This window comes from Roseateles aquatilis (assembly GCF_002205645.1).
Classification (GTDB): Bacteria; Pseudomonadota; Gammaproteobacteria; order Burkholderiales; family Burkholderiaceae_C; genus Roseateles; species Roseateles aquatilis.
The window spans coordinates 55,252-69,760 of record NZ_NIOF01000018.1 but is presented as its reverse complement, the minus strand read 5'-3'; the positions used below and the strand labels follow the sequence as shown (position 1 = coordinate 69,760).

The following is a 14,509-nucleotide window of genomic DNA, read 5'->3' as shown; positions in this document are numbered from 1 at the left end:
CACCCACCAAGGAGCGCCACATGGCCATCGAAAAAGCCCTCTACACCGCCACCGCCACTGCCACCGGCGGCCGCGCCGGCACCGCGCAATCGTCCGACGGCGCGCTGAAGGTCGAACTGTCCACGCCGAAGGAACTCGGCGGCGCGGGCGGCAACGGCACCAACCCGGAACAGCTGTTCGCGGCCGGCTACTCGGCCTGCTTCATCGGCGCGATGAAGGCCGTGTCGGCCCGCCAGAAGATCCAGTTGCCGGCGGAAGTGTCGATCACCAGCGACGTCTCCATCGGCCCGCACGCCGACAAGCCGGGTGCCTTCGGCATCGCCGTGGCGATGAAGATCTCGGTGCCGGGCATGGATCGCTCGCAGCTGGAAACGCTGGTCGCGACCGCCCACGAGGTCTGCCCGTACTCGAACGCCACCCGCGGCAACATCGACGTCACGCTGACCGTGGTCTGAACCACGGCCACCGATTCGATCGCGCGGGGTCAGGCCTTGCGTGATCGAAGAGGTGCCCGGAAACGAAAAAGCGCCGCGATGCGGCGCTTTTTTCATGGGCGCGCGATGGCGACTCGTCGCGCCGTCAGCGCCGCTTGGCGAGCAGCGCCAGCATCAGCTCGATGCGCGCCGCCCACGGCGACAGCGCCGCGGCGGCCCCCCCGGCCGCACCGACGATGCGCCCTTGCGCGCAACGCGTCGTGCGCCACACCGGCACGCCCGCATCGGTCAGCGTCTGCACCGACGCTTCGAGCGCACGGTGCAAGGTGCCGTTGCCCGTGCAGGCCAGCACCAGCCCCTGCAGGCCGGCCGCGCGCCACGCATCGAGCGCGCGAGCATCCGCGCCGGCATGGCTGCCGAGCACCTCCACCCAAGGCCAGGCCGACGCGTCCTCGGGCAGCAGCGACGCGCCGAGCGCATCGCCCGCCGGCCAGTCGCGGAAGCGGCGCGGCTGGCCCTCCTCCACCACCGCCAGCGGCCCGGCATCGGCGCCAGCCTCGAAGGCATCCAACCGGTAGCTGTGCACCTTGCGCACCTCCAGGCCGGACCACGCCTGCCCAGCCACCACGGCGACCACGCCGCGCACGCCGTCCGCGCCGGCGACTGCCACTGCGTCGAGCAGGTTCTGCGGCCCGTCGGCCTGGATCGCCGTCGCGGGCCGCATGGCCGCCGTCAGCACCACCGGCTTGCCGGGCGCGAGCACGCGCTGCAGCAGGTAGGCCGTCTCTTCCAGCGTGTCGGTGCCATGCGTGATGACGATGCCGCGGACCTCCGGGCGATCGAGGTGCTCCTGCACCCGTCGCGCCAGTCGGGCCCAGGTCCCGTGGTCCATGTCCTTGCTGTCGAGTTGCGCCAGTTGCTCAGCCTCCAGCGGCTGCGCGGCGAGCGCGGGAATCGCCGCCACCAGCGACGCCACCGACAACTGGCCGGCGGTGTAGCCGACGTTGTCCGTGGCGCTACCGGACGCGCCCGCGATCGTGCCGCCGGTGCCGATGATGACGATGGTTTGACCCGCGCTTTGCAATTTGCCGTCTCCTGGATAAAAATACAGATGCTGGATGGATACTCAGGCTCGTTCCGAACATACGGGCGATGCTGATGAGGATTCCCATCGCTCTACATAAAGGCCGCTCGTGGACACACCGCCGAAACTCACCGCCCGCCAACAGCAGATCCTCGACCTGGTTCGCGACAGCATCGAGCGCACCGGCTCGCCCCCCACTCGGGCGGAGATCGCGCAGCAGCTCGGTTTCCGCTCCGCCAACGCCGCCGAGGAACACCTGCAGGCCCTGGCCCGCAAGGGCGTGATCGAGCTGGTGGGCGGCACGGCCCGCGGCATCCGCCTGCCGACGCCCACGCTGCGCCAGGTCAATCGGGCCCGAGAGCACAGCCAGTTCTCGCTGCCCCTTCCCCATCTGGCGCAATTGACGTTGCCGCTGGTGGGCCGCGTCGCGGCGGGCTCCCCCATCCTCGCGGAGGAACATGTGGAGCAGCACTATAGCGTCGACCCCGCCGTGTTCTCCCGAGCGCCGGACTTCCTGCTGCGCGTGAAAGGCATGAGCATGAAGGACATCGGCATCATCGACGGCGACCTGCTGGCGGTGCAGAAAACGAGCGAGGCGCGCAATGGCCAGGTCGTTGTGGCGCGCATCGGCGACGAGGTCACCGTGAAGCGTTTCCAACGTCATGCGGGCGGTATCCGGCTGCTGCCGGAGAACTCGGACTTCGAGCCGATCGAGGTGCCCGCCGACGATGAGAGTTTCGCGATCGAAGGCCTGGCCGTGGGCCTGATCCGCGCCGGCTTCCATTGAGCGACGCGATGCCGAAGTCCTCCACTGGAACGGCGCTTTGGCCGGCCGCCAAGGCAGCGACCAAGGCCGCTTCCGCCGAGGACTGCCAGCAGTTGCGGCAGATCCCCAATGTCGGGCCGGCGATGGTGAAGGACTTCGGGTTGTTGGGTATTCGCACACCCGATGATCTGGTCGGCGCGGATGCGTTCGCGCTATATCAACGGCTATGCACATTGACGATGCAACGTCACGACCCCTGCGTCCTGGATACCTTCATGGCCGCGGTCGACTTCATGAATGGCGCCGCGCCACGAGATTGGTGGCGATATACGCCCCAACGCAAGGCGCAGTATCCCGGCATCTGATTGCCGGCACCTGATTACCAGTTAAGGGAAGCCCGCATCGCATACTCGATGCAATCATGAGGTTGCGCCGCCCTTGCGCCCCTAGATACCCGCCGATCGACATACCCCGGAAATGCGGCGGCCTGAACAGGTTTCAGGAAATTCTTCGCGCCAAAGAAAAAACCCTGCCGATTTGCATCGACAGGGTTTTAATGTTGGCGGAGTGGACGGGGCTCGAACCCGCGACCCCCGGCGTGACAGGCCGGTATTCTAACCAACTGAACTACCACTCCAGATACGATGCTGTTGAGCGCATCGATATCATTTGCGAACAAGTTTCGCTGCCTCATCCAATCCATTGCTGGATCGTCGTGCAGCCAAGCCTTGTCAAACTTGGCGTCCCCTAGGGGATTCGAACCCCTGTAATCACCGTGAAAGGGTGGTGTCCTAGGCCTCTAGACGAAGGGGACTGAACCTTCTTGTTGCGACTCGAACCGCGCGTACCTTGCGTCCGTCATTCCCGAAGAAAATCTGGTGGAGGTAAGCGGGATCGAACCGCTGACCTCTTGCATGCCATGCAAGCGCTCTCCCAGCTGAGCTATACCCCCGAATGCTTTCGCATCGAATCGGTACGCCGCCCGAGTCTCAACTGTGTTGGCGGAGTGGACGGGGCTCGAACCCGCGACCCCCGGCGTGACAGGCCGGTATTCTAACCAACTGAACTACCACTCCAGATACGCCGACCTTTCGGTCATTGCATCAATTTTTACTGCCGCAATCACGACATTGTCGTCATTGCGATCGATTTCGTTACTATACCTGATTTTGACGTCGATCAAATCGATTTTCGAAAGAATCTCGATTTGTCGCTCAATCTCTGGCGAGTAACCAAGTTCGATGACTTGGCGTCCCCTAGGGGATTCGAACCCCTGTAATCACCGTGAAAGGGTGGTGTCCTAGGCCTCTAGACGAAGGGGACTGAACCTTCTTCTCTTGAACCGCGCGCCACGAAGAGAATCTCTTGGTGGAGGTAAGCGGGATCGAACCGCTGACCTCTTGCATGCCATGCAAGCGCTCTCCCAGCTGAGCTATACCCCCGGAGCATCCTGTCCAATCCTTTTGCCGGGTCCGAATCTTGTCGGGGAGCTTTCGCTCCCCGTTTTCGATTCGCCTTGCACCGGGACCGTTTTGGTGCCGCGCTGTTCAAGCGAGAACGAGAGTATAGATCGGGATTTAAACGGAACGCAAGCGGTTCAACAAAATTTCTTTGTCGAAGAGTTCCAGCACCGCATCCACCGACGGCGTCTGCGTGCGGCCGCACACCAGCACCCGCACCGGGATGGCCAGCTGCGGCATCTTCAGGCCGAACGCGGCGATGGTTTCCTTGATCGCCGCGTTGATCGAGGCCTTGTCCCACGCCGCCGTCTCCAGCTTGTCCGCCAGCGCCAGCACCGCCGGCTTGATGGCATCGGTCAGGTGCGCGGCGCGGTCCTCGTCGGACGGCGTGACCGGCGCGACGTACATCGCCAGCCAGTCCGCGATGGCCACGGTCGTGCTGCAGCGGTCCTTGAACAAGGCGCACAGCGCTTCCAGGCGCTCCGGCACGGGCAGGCCGCGCCTGGCCAGTTGCGCGCTGACCAGCGTCGCCAGGCGACTGTCCGGCGCCTGCTTGATGTAGTGCGCGTTGACCCATTCCAGCTTGGCCGGATCCCATTGCGCGGGACTCTTGGAGATGTGGCCGCCGTCGAACCACGACACCAGTTGCTCCACGCTGTAGAGCTCGTCGTCGCCATGGCTCCAGCCCAGGCGCGACAGGTAGTTCAGCATCGCCTCGGGCAGGTAGCCGTTCTCCTCGTACGCGGTCACGCTGACCGCGCCGCGGCGCTTGGACAGCTTCAAGCCGTCGTCGCCCAGGATCACCGGGATGTGCCCGAAGGCCGGCAGCGGCGCGCCCAGCGCGTTGAAGATGTTGATCTGCCAGGGCGTGTTGTTGATGTGCTCGTCACCGCGGAAGACATGCGTGATCGCCATGTCCCAGTCGTCGACGACGACGGCGAAGTTGTAGGTCGGCACGCCCAGCGCATCCGCATCCGACGCCGCGTCGGCGGGACGCATGATGATCAGGTCGTCGATCTCGCGGTTGTTGATCGTGATCGGGCCTTTGACCAGGTCGTGCCAGGTCACGTCGCCGTCGACCGGATTCTTGAAGCGCACCACCGGCTTCACGCCGGCCGGGATCGCGGGTAGCGTCTTGCCGGCCTCGGGGCGCCAGCGGCCGTCGTAGCGGGTCTTCTCGCCGCGGGCCTTCTGGGCCTCGCGCATCTCGTCCAGCTCCGCGGGCGTGCAGTAGCAGCGGTAGGCGGTGCCGGCGGCGATCATCTGCTCCACCACCTCGTGGTAGCGCGCCAGACGCTGCATCTGGTAGACCGGTCCCTCGTCGTAGTCCAGCCCCAGCCAGCTCATCGAGGCCAGGATCTGCTCGACCGAATCCTGCGTGGAGCGCGCCACGTCGGTGTCTTCGATGCGAAGCACGAACTGGCCACCGAAGTGCCGCGCATAGGCCCACGAGAACAGCGCCGTGCGCGCCGTGCCCAGGTGCAGGAAGCCCGTGGGCGAGGGAGCGATGCGGGTGCGGACCGGGGTCGCGGGCGTCGAAGTCGTGTTCAGGTTCGGAGTCGTCATAGGGAATTCAAGCCGCGGGCCAGGTCGGCCCGGATGTCTTCGATGTCTTCCAGGCCGACCGCGACGCGGATCAGGCCTTGCGTGATGCCGGCCGCCTGGCGCTGCGCCTCGGTGAGGCGCCCGTGCGAGGTGCTGGCCGGATGGGTGATGGTGGTCTTGGTGTCGCCGAGGTTGGCGGTGATCGAGCAGATCGTCGTCTGGTCGATGACATGGAAGGCCGCGGAGCGCCCCCGGTCGTCGGGCCGCTCGGCGTCGCTCCTGACGATGAAGGACACCACCGCCCCGCCCTGCCCGCCTTGCTGACGCATCGCCAGCTCATGCTGCGGGTGCGACTTCAGGCCGGGGTAAAAAACGCGCTCGATCGCCGGATGCGCCTCGAGCCAGGCGGCCAGCGTCGCGGCGCTGGCGGTCTGCGCCTTCATGCGCACCGACAGCGTCTCCATGCCCTTGAGCACGACCCACGCGTTGAACGGCGACAGCGACATGCCCACCGAACGCATCACCGGCGTGAAGACCTCGTCGACGAACCGGGTCGACGCGCAGATCGCGCCCGCGATCACACGGCCCTGCCCGTCCAGGTACTTGGTGCCGGAGTGGATGATGAAGTCCGCGCCCATCTTCGCCGGCTGCTGCAGCGCCGGCGAGGCGAAGCAGTTGTCGACCGCCAGCAACGCGCCGTGCCCGTGCGCGATCTCGGCCAGCGCGGCGACGTCGCAGACCTCGGTCAGCGGGTTGGTCGGCGTCTCGGCGAAAAGCAGCCGGGTGTTGGGCCGCAACGCGTCCTTCCATTCGGTCAGGTCGGTCTGCGACACGAAGGTCGTCTGGACGCCGAACTTGCCGAACTCGCCCTGCAGCAGCTTGATGGTGGAGCCGAACACCGAGCGCGAGCACACCACGTGATCGCCGGACTTCAGCAGCCCCATCACCAGCAGCATGATTGCGGACATGCCGGACGAGGTCGCGATGCAGGCCTCGGTGCCCTCCAGCGCCGCCAGGCGGCGCTCCATCATCATGACGGTCGGGTTGGAGAAGCGGCTGTAGACGAAGGCCTCCTCCTCGTTGGCGAAACGGCGCGCGGCGGTGGCCGCGTCCGGATGCACGAAGGAGCTGGTCAGGAACAGCGCCTCGGAGTTCTCGCCCCACGGCGTCGCCGGCAGGCCCTCGCGCACGGCCAGCGTGTCGAGCCGGGCATCGGCCGGCAGCTCGACGCGCGGGATGCCGCCCTTCTTGGTCGATGGACTGTCCGCGCCCATCACTGGTCTCCGCCGCTCTGCAAGGCCAGGCGGCTGCGCGCCGGCAGGTCCTCTTCCTCGGGCTGGGACTTGCGCTGCGCCTGCATGGTCGCGAAGTCCTCCGCCGACACGTCGCCGGTGATGTACTGGCCGTCGAAACAGGACGCCTCGAAGCCGTTCAGCCCCGGGCGCAGTTGGGCCACGACGCGCTTCATCGCGTCGACGTCCTGGTAGATCAGCGCGTCGGCGCCGATGAACTGGCGGATCTCCTCGATGGAGCGGCCATGGGCGATCAGCTCCTCCGAGGTCGGCATGTCGATGCCGTACACGTTGGGGAAGCGCACCGGCGGCGCCGCCGAGGCCAGGTAGACCTTGTTGGCGCCGGCCTCGCGGGCCATCTGGACGATCTCCTTCGAGGTCGTGCCGCGCACGATGGAGTCGTCCACCAGCAGCACGTTGCGGCCCTTGAACTCCAGGCCGATCGCGTTCAGCTTCTGGCGCACCGACTTCTTGCGCGTGGACTGGCCCGGCATGATGAAGGTCCGGCCGACATAGCGGTTCTTGACGAAGCCCTCGCGGTACGGCTTGCCGATGCGGTGCGCGAGCTGCATCGCGGACGGGCGGCTCGATTCCGGGATCGGGATGACGACGTCGATCTCGCTGGGCGGGATGGTCGAGATCAGGCGCTGGGCCAGCGTCTCGCCCATGTTCAGGCGGGCCTGGTACACCGAGATGCCGTCCATCACCGAATCCGGGCGCGCCAGGTAGACGAACTCGAACATGCAGGGGTTCAGCACCGAGGTTTCCGCGCACTGCTGCGTGTGGACGGTGCCGGAGGTGTCGATGAACAGCGCCTCGCCGGGGGCGACGTCGCGCGTGAGTTGATGGCCGGTGCCTTCGAGCGAGACGCTCTCGCTGGCGACCATGACCTCGCCGTCGGCCGACTGGCCGAAGCACAGCGGGCGGATGCCGTAGGGGTCGCGGAAGGCCAGCAGGCCGTGGCCCGCGATCAGCGCGATCACCGCGTAGGAGCCCTTGATGCGCTTGTGCACGGCGCTCACCGCCTGGAACACCGACGCGGGCGTCAGCGGCAGCTCGCGGCCGGCGCGCTCCAGCTCGTGGGCCAGCACGTTGATGAGGACCTCGGTGTCGCTCTCGGTGTTGATGTGGCGGCGGTCGACCTCGAACAGCTCCTCCTTCAGCGCATGCGCGTTGGTCAGGTTGCCGTTGTGGACCAGCACGATGCCGTAGGGGGCGTTGACGTAGAACGGCTGCGCCTCTTCCTCGCTGTAGGCGTTGCCAGCCGTGGGGTAACGCACCTGGCCGAGACCGACGTTGCCGGGCAACCCCCGCATGTTGCGGGTGCGGAAGACGTCGCGCACCATGCCGCGCGCCTTGTGCATGAAGCACTTGTTGCCCTGCATGGTGACGATGCCGGCCGCGTCCTGGCCGCGATGCTGCAACAGCAGCAGCGCGTCATAGATCAGCTGGTTGACCGGCGCCTTGGAAATCACACCGACGATGCCGCACATGCCTAATCCTTCAATGCTCTGAAAACGATCTTGGAACGATGGTGGCCGGAACGCTCGTGACGTTCAGGCCGGAATGTAGTCGTGCAGGGCCACCGGCAACAGCGGCCTCACCTGCGTCAGGGCTTCCCGCAGCCACGGCGCCAGTCGGGAGTCCGTCCACGGCTGCGAATGCACCGCCGGCGTCATGCCCACGATCACCGCCGTCAGCAGCCCCAGCAACACGCCGCGCAGCACGCCGAAGGCCGCGCCGCCGAGCCGGTCCAGCACGCCCAGCGGCGTCGCATGGATCAGCGCCCGGATCAACTTCGCGCCGATGCCCCACACCAGCAGCACCAGCATGAACCCCAGCACCAGCCCCAGCGCGTGCAGCAGCATCGGGCCCATCTTGTCGGGCGGCAGGAAACGTTCGATCCACGGGGCGACGTAGGGCGACGCGATGTAGGCCACGATCCAGCCCGCGATCGTCATGACCTCGAACACCAGCCCGCGCCACGCGCCCAGCAGCACCGAGATGCCGAACATGCCCAGCAGGGCCAGGTCGACCCAGGTCATCGGAGGGCATCGCCCTTCATGGTGCCGTTCATCCCGCCATTCACCGAGCCATTCATCGAGCCGTCCCTGGTGCGATCCATGCCGCCGTTGCGCCGCGCCGGTCCGGGCGCGCTCAGAGCGTCAGCACGGCCGAGGTCAGGCCGCCGCCACGCACCTTGGCCGCGGCCTTGTCCGCCTCGTCGCGGGAATTGAACGGGCCCACCCGGACACGGATGCGCTTGCCGTCGGCGGTCTCGACCGCCTGCGTGTAGGTCTTCAGGCCGAGCCGCTCGACCTTCATGCGCACGTCCTGCGCCGCCTTGCCGTCGGCGTAGGCACCGACCTGCACGATGAAGCGTCCGGCGCTCGCGGCCGTGTCGGGCTTCTTCTCCGGCGAGGCCCGGCCTTCCAGCAGCGCCTGCGCGCGGGCGGCATCGGCGGAGCGGGTGTCCGGCTTGGGATCGGGCTTGCGCTCAGGCTTGACGTCCGGCTTGCTCTCCGGCTTGGGATCCGGCTTGCGCTCGGGCTTGGATTCGGGCTTCGGCTCGGGCTTGTGTTCCGGCCTGGCATCGACGCGCGGACGGGCCGGCTCGGCCATCGTCGCGCGTTCGTCGGGCTTGGTCTCCATGCGCGTGGGTGGCATGGCCTGGGCGACCTGGTCGACCACCGGGTCGCGCGGTGCGTCGGGCGGCGGCACGGCGCGGTCGGCCGCGGCCTGCTCGGCGCTCTCGGTGATGATGCCGCGGCCCCGGTCGCCCTCGGTGGCGGGTTGGCCGGAGCGGGCCGCCGGCGCGGGGATGTTCAGCGGTGCGGCGCCGTCCTTGCGGGGAATGTCGATCGGCAGGTCCACCGGGATCGGACGGGGCTGGGTCTCGAACAGCAGCGGGAAGACGATCACGCCGACCCCCACCAGCACCGCCGCGCCGATCAGGCGGCGACGCGCCCGGATGCGCAGTTGCTGCACATCGTCGACCGCCTCGGCGCCGCCGCGGCCGCGACCACGCCCGCCGTCGCGCCCCCGGTCGCCTCCGCGATCGTTGGCCCGGTCACCGGCGTCGCTTGCTTCACCGCGCTTCAGGAAAGACAGAAAACCCATGGAGTCGGATGACCTGGTTGCCGCCGCGTCACGCCGTTCGCATGACGCTCGCGTGGTGCACGTGATTCGCGGGATGCCTCGGAACGCCGCGTCCCGGAGCGGAAAGCGGCCCTTGCCGTAGCTACGGTCAGGGCCGCCGACTTCAACTGCGACGGATTCGAATGCAGCGTTGCATCGGGCTCAAGACACGTCAGCCTCGGGCTGGACGCCGGCGCCCAACCTCGGGGTGCCGTTCTTGAGCACGCCGCCCACGGTGAAGAACGATCCGAAGACCAAAATTCTATCAGCGGGGTCCGCCTCGGCGGCGGCCGCCGCGAGCGCCGAGGCGGGGTCCGGATGCAGGCTCGCCCCGACGACGGCCGGCGTCCGCAGCTGTCCGGCGGCGCGGGCCTCGTCGAAGCGCTGGGACAGCGCCTGGGCGGTCGCCGCACGCGCGATCGGCAGGTCGCAGAAGTGCCAGTGGTCGATCAACGGCGCGATGCGGGCCAGGATGTTGGCGAGGTCCTTGTCGGCCATCGCGCCGAACACCGCGCGGGTGCGCGGATAGAAGCCCATCTGGTCGAGGTTCTGCGCCAGCGCGGCGACCGCGTGCGGGTTGTGCGCCACGTCCAGCACCAGCATCGGCGAGCCCGGGACGACCTGGAACCGCCCCGGCAGCTCCACCAGCGCCAGGCCGGCACGCACCGCCTGCGCGCTGACCGGCAGACGCTCGTAGAGCGCCTCGAACACCGCCAGCACGCCCGAGGCGTTCAGCAACTGGTTCACGCCGCGCAGCGCCGGATACGACATGCCGCTGTAGCGGCGCGCGCGCCCGACCCATTGCCACTGCTGGCGGTCGCCGCCGTAGCTGAAGTCGCGGCCGAGCTGGCGCAGGTCCGCGCCGATCGCGGCGGCATGCGCGGCGATGGTTTCCGGCGGCATCGGATCGGACACGATCGCCGGCTTGCCCGGCCGCATGATGTGGGCCTTTTCGCGTCCGACCGATTCGCGGTCGGGGCCGAGGTACTCGGTGTGGTCCAGGTCGATGCTGGTGATGACGCTGCAATCCGCGTCGATCACGTTCACCGCGTCGAGCCGCCCGCCCAGGCCGACCTCCAGGATCACCAGGTCCAGCGGCTCCGAGGCCAGCCGGTGCAGGATGGCCAGCGTGGTGAACTCGAAGTAGGTCAGCGTCACGTCGCCGCGCGCCTTCTCCACCGCCTCGAAGTGCGGGATCAGCGAGGCCGCGTCGACCGGCCGGCCGGCGACCCGGCAGCGCTCCTGGAAGTGGACCAGGTGCGGCTTGATGTACAGGCCGACGCGATAGCCGGCCTGCAGCGCGATGCTCTCCAGCATCGCGCAGGTGGAGCCCTTGCCGTTCGTGCCGGCGACCATCACCACCGGCGTGTCCGCCCCGAAACCCAGGCCGAGCGCGTCGCGGACCGCCGCGACGCGGGTCAGCGTCATGTCGATCTCCTTGGGATGGAGGCGCTCGCAGCGCGCCAGCCAGGCCTCCAGCACCTGCTGCGGATCGGCGCCGGGCGCCAGGACGGGGATGGCCAGATCGGGCGATGCCGGCGGCGCGGACGACGACGGTGTGGACGGAGGAAGGGACGAAGACATTGGAATTCGGAACCTCAAGCTCAAATGAAGACGGCCAGACCGGGGCGGGTCTGGCCGTGGCTGAGTGTCGGACGGCGCCGGGGCGCCGCGCCGGTCAGGCGACCGCGTCGCTGCTCTGGCGCTGCAGGATGGCCAGGTTGCGGGCGATGACCTCGCGCAGCTTGCGGCGGTCCACGATCATGTCGATCGCGCCCTTTTCCATCAGGAACTCGGCGCGCTGGAAGCCCGGGGGCAGCTTCTCGCGCACGGTGTTCTCGATCACGCGCGGGCCGGCGAAGCCGATCAGCGCCTTGGGCTCGGCGATGACGATGTCGCCGACGAACGCGAAGCTCGCCGACACGCCGCCCATCGTCGGGTCGGTCAGCACGCTGACGTAGGGCAGCTTCGCCTTGGCCAGACGCGTCAGCGCCGCGTTGGTCTTGGCCATCTGCATCAGCGACAGCAGACCTTCCTGCATGCGCGCGCCGCCGGTGGCGGTGTAGCAGATGAACGGCGTCTTCTGCTCGATCGCGGTTTCCACGCCGCGCACGAAACGCTCGCCGACCACGGAGCCCATCGAGCCGCCCATGAAGTCGAACTCGAAACACGCCACCACGACCGGCATGCTCATCACCGCGCCGCCCATCACGATCAGCGCGTCGGTCTCGCCGGTGGATTCCAGCGCTTCCTTGAGGCGATCGGGGTACTTCTTGCTGTCCTTGAACTTCAGCGCATCGACGGGCAGCACTTCCTGGCCGACCTCGTAACGGCCCTCGCCGTCCAGGAACGCGTCCAGGCGGGCGCGGGCGCCGATGCGGTGATGGTGACCGCACTTCGGGCAGACGTTGACGTTCTGCTCGAGGTCGGTCTTGTACAGCACCGTCTCGCAGGACGGGCATTTGATCCAGAGGCCTTCCGGCACCGTGCGGCGCTGGTCGGGATCGGTCTGCTGGATCTTGGGCGGAAGAAGTTTCTCAAGCCAACTCATGGCGGGCTCCTATGTTTATCGCGGAACGGCCAAGCGGGACAAAGGCCCTGCTCAGGCGTCCAGCGCGGCGCGGATGTCTCGGATGAAGGCCGCCGCCTGGATCGCGACATTATCCCTTGTCTGCGACTCGATCAGCTGAACGAGGGCGGAACCGATCACGACCGCGTCCGAACACCTCGCCACCGCCGCGGCGGTGGCCCCGTCGCGGATGCCAAAACCGACCCCCAGCGGCACCTTCACATGCGCGCGCAGACGCGGCATCGCGTCGGCGACCGCCGCCGTGTCGAGGTGGCCGGCGCCGGTCACGCCCTTGAGCGAGACGTAATAGACGTAGCCGCTGGCCAGCGCGCCGATGCGGGCGACGCGCGCGTCAGTGGAGGTCGGCGCCAGCAGGAAGATCGGATCCAGCCCCTGCGCCTTCAGCGCGGCGGCGAAGGTCTCGCACTCCTCCGGTGGGTAGTCGACGACCAGCACGCCGTCGACACCGGCCACCCTGGCCTCGGCGACGAAGCGGTCGGGGCCGAAGCGTTCGATCGGGTTGGCGTACCCCATCAGCACGACCGGCGTGACATCGTCCTGGCGGCGGAAGTCGCGCACGATGTCCAGCACGTGCGTCAGCGTGATGCCCTTGGCCAGCGCGCGCTCGCTGGCCTTCTGGATGACGGGGCCATCGGCCATCGGATCGGAGAACGGCACGCCCAGCTCGATCACGTCGGCGCCCGCCCCGGCCATCGCGAGCATCAGCTCGACGGTGACGTCGGCATACGGATCGCCCGCGGTGACGTAAGGGATCAGCGCCTTGCGGCCCTCGGCGGCGAGGCGAGCGAAGGTGGACTGGATGCGGCTCATCGCGCACCTCCCTTGACGGCATGGCCGGCCATCGAGGGCCGATCGAAATACTCGGCGCCCGACAGGTCGGCGACGGTGCCGATGTCCTTGTCGCCGCGGCCGGACAGGTTCACCAGCAGGTGCTGGTCGGGGCGCATCGTCGGCGCGATCTTCATCGCATGCGCGAGCGCATGGCTGGACTCCAGCGCCGGGATGATGCCCTCGGTGCGGCACAGGCGGTGGAAGGCGGCGAGCGCCTCGGTGTCGGTGGCGCCGACGTACTCGGCGCGGCCGATGTCCTTCAGGTAGGCATGCTCGGGACCGACGCCCGGGTAGTCCAGGCCGGCGGAGATCGAGTGGGTCTCGATGATCTGCCCCGCGTCGTCCTGCAGCAGGTAGGTGCGGTTGCCGTGCAGCACGCCCGGCGACCCGGCGCTCAGCGTGGCGGCGTGCCGGGGCGTGTCCACGCCCTGCCCCGCGGCCTCGACGCCGATCAGGCGCACGCCCGCATGCGGGATGTAGGGATAGAAGATGCCGATCGCGTTGCTGCCGCCGCCCACGCAGGCGATGACGGCATCGGGCTGGCGGCCGGTCATCTCGGGCATCTGGACCAGGCACTCGTCGCCGATGATGCGCTGGAAGTCCCGCACCATCATCGGGTACGGATGCGGACCGGCGACGGTGCCGATGATGTAGAAGGTCGATTCGACGTGGGTGACCCAGTCGCGCATCGCCTCGTTGAGCGCGTCCTTGAGCGTCTTGGAGCCGGACTCCACCGGCACCACCCGGGCGCCCAGCAGGTTCATCCGGTAGACGTTGGGCGACTGGCGCTTCACGTCCTCGGAGCCCATGTACACCACGCACTCCATGCCGTAGCGGGCGCAGATCGTCGCGGTAGCGACGCCGTGCTGGCCGGCGCCGGTCTCGGCGATGACGCGCTTCTTGCCCATGCGGCGCGCGAGCAGCGCCTGGCCGATGGTGTTGTTGACCTTGTGCGCGCCGGTGTGGTTCAGGTCCTCGCGCTTGAGGAAGATCTGCGCGCCGCCGAGCTCGTCGCTCAGCCGCCTGGCGTGATAGATCGGGCTCGGGCGGCCGACGAAGTGGGCCAGCTCGTACTGGAACTCGCGGATGAAGTCCGGGTCCTGGCTGTAGCGGGCGTAGGCCTCGTTCAGCTCGTCGAGCGCGTGGATCAGCGTCTCGGCAACGAAGCGACCGCCGTAGTAGCCGCCCGCGGCGGGCGTGGAGACGGGGCCGAAACGGCCCAGGGCATCCGGCTGCGCGTAGCCCGGGAGCGGGCCGGCGGCGGATGGAATCGGGGTCTTGGAAGACATGGGAAATCCTCGGTGTCGGAGGATGCCGGGGCGCCCGGCCCGCTCGCCCGGCCGGGGCTGGAGCGGGGACTGGCGCGGGA

General features: G+C 68.1%; 13 protein-coding genes and 6 tRNA genes. 3 read left to right on the top strand and 16 right to left on the bottom strand.

Annotated features, from left to right (window positions below):
• Positions 1-20 precede the first annotated feature (20 nt).
• A complete protein-coding gene (locus CDN99_RS24895; protein WP_088387890.1) occupies positions 21-455 on the top strand; it encodes an organic hydroperoxide resistance protein in 435 nt (144 codons plus the stop codon).
• A gap of 124 nt (positions 456-579) precedes the next feature.
• On the opposite strand, the gene CDN99_RS24890 is transcribed toward CDN99_RS24895, so the two are convergent.
• Entirely contained in the window at positions 580-1,518 is a 939-nt protein-coding gene (locus CDN99_RS24890) for an asparaginase (RefSeq protein WP_088387888.1), read from the bottom strand.
• A 109-nt stretch (positions 1,519-1,627) separates the two neighbouring features.
• Here CDN99_RS24890 and lexA point away from each other — a divergent pair, with 109 nt between their 5' ends.
• Both lexA and CDN99_RS24880 read left to right on the top strand, forming a co-directional pair.
• On the top strand, positions 1,628-2,305 hold the full coding sequence (gene lexA, locus CDN99_RS24885; RefSeq protein WP_088387886.1) for a transcriptional repressor LexA: 678 nt from the start codon (positions 1,628-1,630) through the stop codon (positions 2,303-2,305).
• 8 nt (positions 2,306-2,313) lie between these two features.
• Positions 2,314-2,649, top strand: coding sequence for a helix-hairpin-helix domain-containing protein (locus CDN99_RS24880; protein ID WP_088387884.1), 336 nt, complete (start codon positions 2,314-2,316; stop codon positions 2,647-2,649).
• Positions 2,650-2,844: 195 nt separating this feature from the next.
• On the opposite strand, the gene CDN99_RS24875 is transcribed toward CDN99_RS24880, so the two are convergent.
• From CDN99_RS24875 to trpB, 15 genes are all read right to left on the bottom strand, one after another.
• A tRNA-Asp gene (locus CDN99_RS24875) sits at positions 2,845-2,921 on the bottom strand.
• A 101-nt stretch (positions 2,922-3,022) separates the two neighbouring features.
• Positions 3,023-3,098 (bottom strand) — tRNA-Glu (locus tag CDN99_RS24870).
• Between the two features lie 62 nt (positions 3,099-3,160).
• Positions 3,161-3,236, bottom strand: a tRNA-Ala gene (locus CDN99_RS24865).
• Positions 3,237-3,283: 47 nt separating this feature from the next.
• Positions 3,284-3,360, bottom strand: a tRNA-Asp gene (locus CDN99_RS24860).
• Between the two features lie 171 nt (positions 3,361-3,531).
• Positions 3,532-3,607, bottom strand: a tRNA-Glu gene (locus CDN99_RS24855).
• Between the two features lie 43 nt (positions 3,608-3,650).
• Positions 3,651-3,726 (bottom strand) — tRNA-Ala (locus tag CDN99_RS24850).
• Between the two features lie 135 nt (positions 3,727-3,861).
• Entirely contained in the window at positions 3,862-5,310 is a 1,449-nt protein-coding gene (gene gltX, locus CDN99_RS24845; RefSeq protein ID WP_088387882.1) for a glutamate--tRNA ligase, read from the bottom strand.
• Entirely contained in the window at positions 5,307-6,563 is a 1,257-nt protein-coding gene (locus tag CDN99_RS24840) for an O-succinylhomoserine sulfhydrylase (protein ID WP_088387880.1), read from the bottom strand. The genes gltX and CDN99_RS24840 overlap by 4 nt, the downstream gene beginning before the upstream one ends.
• Positions 6,563-8,074, bottom strand: a complete 1,512-nt coding sequence (purF, locus tag CDN99_RS24835) for an amidophosphoribosyltransferase (RefSeq protein WP_088387878.1) — start codon at positions 8,072-8,074, stop codon at positions 6,563-6,565. Before purF ends, CDN99_RS24840 begins: the two co-directional genes overlap by 1 nt.
• Before the next feature lie 63 nt (positions 8,075-8,137).
• Complete coding sequence (locus tag CDN99_RS24830; RefSeq protein ID WP_088387876.1) at positions 8,138-8,626, bottom strand: CvpA family protein; 489 nt, start codon at positions 8,624-8,626, stop codon at positions 8,138-8,140.
• A gap of 112 nt (positions 8,627-8,738) precedes the next feature.
• Entirely contained in the window at positions 8,739-9,701 is a 963-nt protein-coding gene (locus CDN99_RS24825) for an SPOR domain-containing protein (RefSeq protein WP_141100977.1), read from the bottom strand.
• 180 nt (positions 9,702-9,881) lie between these two features.
• On the bottom strand, positions 9,882-11,303 hold the full coding sequence (gene folC / locus CDN99_RS24820; RefSeq protein WP_088387874.1) for a bifunctional tetrahydrofolate synthase/dihydrofolate synthase: 1,422 nt from the start codon (positions 11,301-11,303) through the stop codon (positions 9,882-9,884).
• Positions 11,304-11,397: 94 nt separating this feature from the next.
• Positions 11,398-12,270 (bottom strand): acetyl-CoA carboxylase, carboxyltransferase subunit beta, encoded by an 873-nt coding sequence (gene accD / locus CDN99_RS24815; RefSeq protein WP_088387872.1) that lies wholly within the window; start codon positions 12,268-12,270, stop codon positions 11,398-11,400.
• Between the two features lie 51 nt (positions 12,271-12,321).
• Positions 12,322-13,119 carry a tryptophan synthase subunit alpha gene (gene trpA / locus CDN99_RS24810; protein WP_088387870.1) on the bottom strand — a complete coding sequence of 266 codons (798 nt, stop codon included), beginning with the start codon at positions 13,117-13,119 and terminating at the stop codon, positions 12,322-12,324.
• A complete protein-coding gene (gene trpB, locus CDN99_RS24805) occupies positions 13,116-14,429 on the bottom strand; it encodes a tryptophan synthase subunit beta (protein WP_088387868.1) in 1,314 nt (437 codons plus the stop codon). The genes trpA and trpB overlap by 4 nt, the downstream gene beginning before the upstream one ends.
• Positions 14,430-14,509: the final 80 nt, after the last annotated feature.

What these genes read in the sequence shown, in the direction of transcription:
- gltX (WP_088387882.1), bottom strand. Translation starts at nt 5,310, where the DNA reads ATGACGACTCCGAACCTGAACACGACTTCGACGCCCGCGACCCCGGTC.
- trpB (WP_088387868.1), bottom strand. Translation starts at nt 14,429, where the DNA reads ATGTCTTCCAAGACCCCGATTCCATCCGCCGCCGGCCCGCTCCCGGGC.
- trpA (WP_088387870.1), bottom strand. Translation starts at nt 13,119, where the DNA reads ATGAGCCGCATCCAGTCCACCTTCGCTCGCCTCGCCGCCGAGGGCCGC.
- folC (WP_088387874.1), bottom strand. Translation starts at nt 11,303, where the DNA reads ATGTCTTCGTCCCTTCCTCCGTCCACACCGTCGTCGTCCGCGCCGCCG.
- accD (WP_088387872.1), bottom strand. Translation starts at nt 12,270, where the DNA reads ATGAGTTGGCTTGAGAAACTTCTTCCGCCCAAGATCCAGCAGACCGAT.
- CDN99_RS24895 (WP_088387890.1), top strand. Translation starts at nt 21, where the DNA reads ATGGCCATCGAAAAAGCCCTCTACACCGCCACCGCCACTGCCACCGGC.
- CDN99_RS24825 (WP_141100977.1), bottom strand. Translation starts at nt 9,701, where the DNA reads ATGGGTTTTCTGTCTTTCCTGAAGCGCGGTGAAGCAAGCGACGCCGGT.
- CDN99_RS24840 (WP_088387880.1), bottom strand. Translation starts at nt 6,563, where the DNA reads ATGGGCGCGGACAGTCCATCGACCAAGAAGGGCGGCATCCCGCGCGTC.
- purF (WP_088387878.1), bottom strand. Translation starts at nt 8,074, where the DNA reads ATGTGCGGCATCGTCGGTGTGATTTCCAAGGCGCCGGTCAACCAGCTG.
- CDN99_RS24830 (WP_088387876.1), bottom strand. Translation starts at nt 8,626, where the DNA reads ATGACCTGGGTCGACCTGGCCCTGCTGGGCATGTTCGGCATCTCGGTG.
- CDN99_RS24880 (WP_088387884.1), top strand. Translation starts at nt 2,314, where the DNA reads ATGCCGAAGTCCTCCACTGGAACGGCGCTTTGGCCGGCCGCCAAGGCA.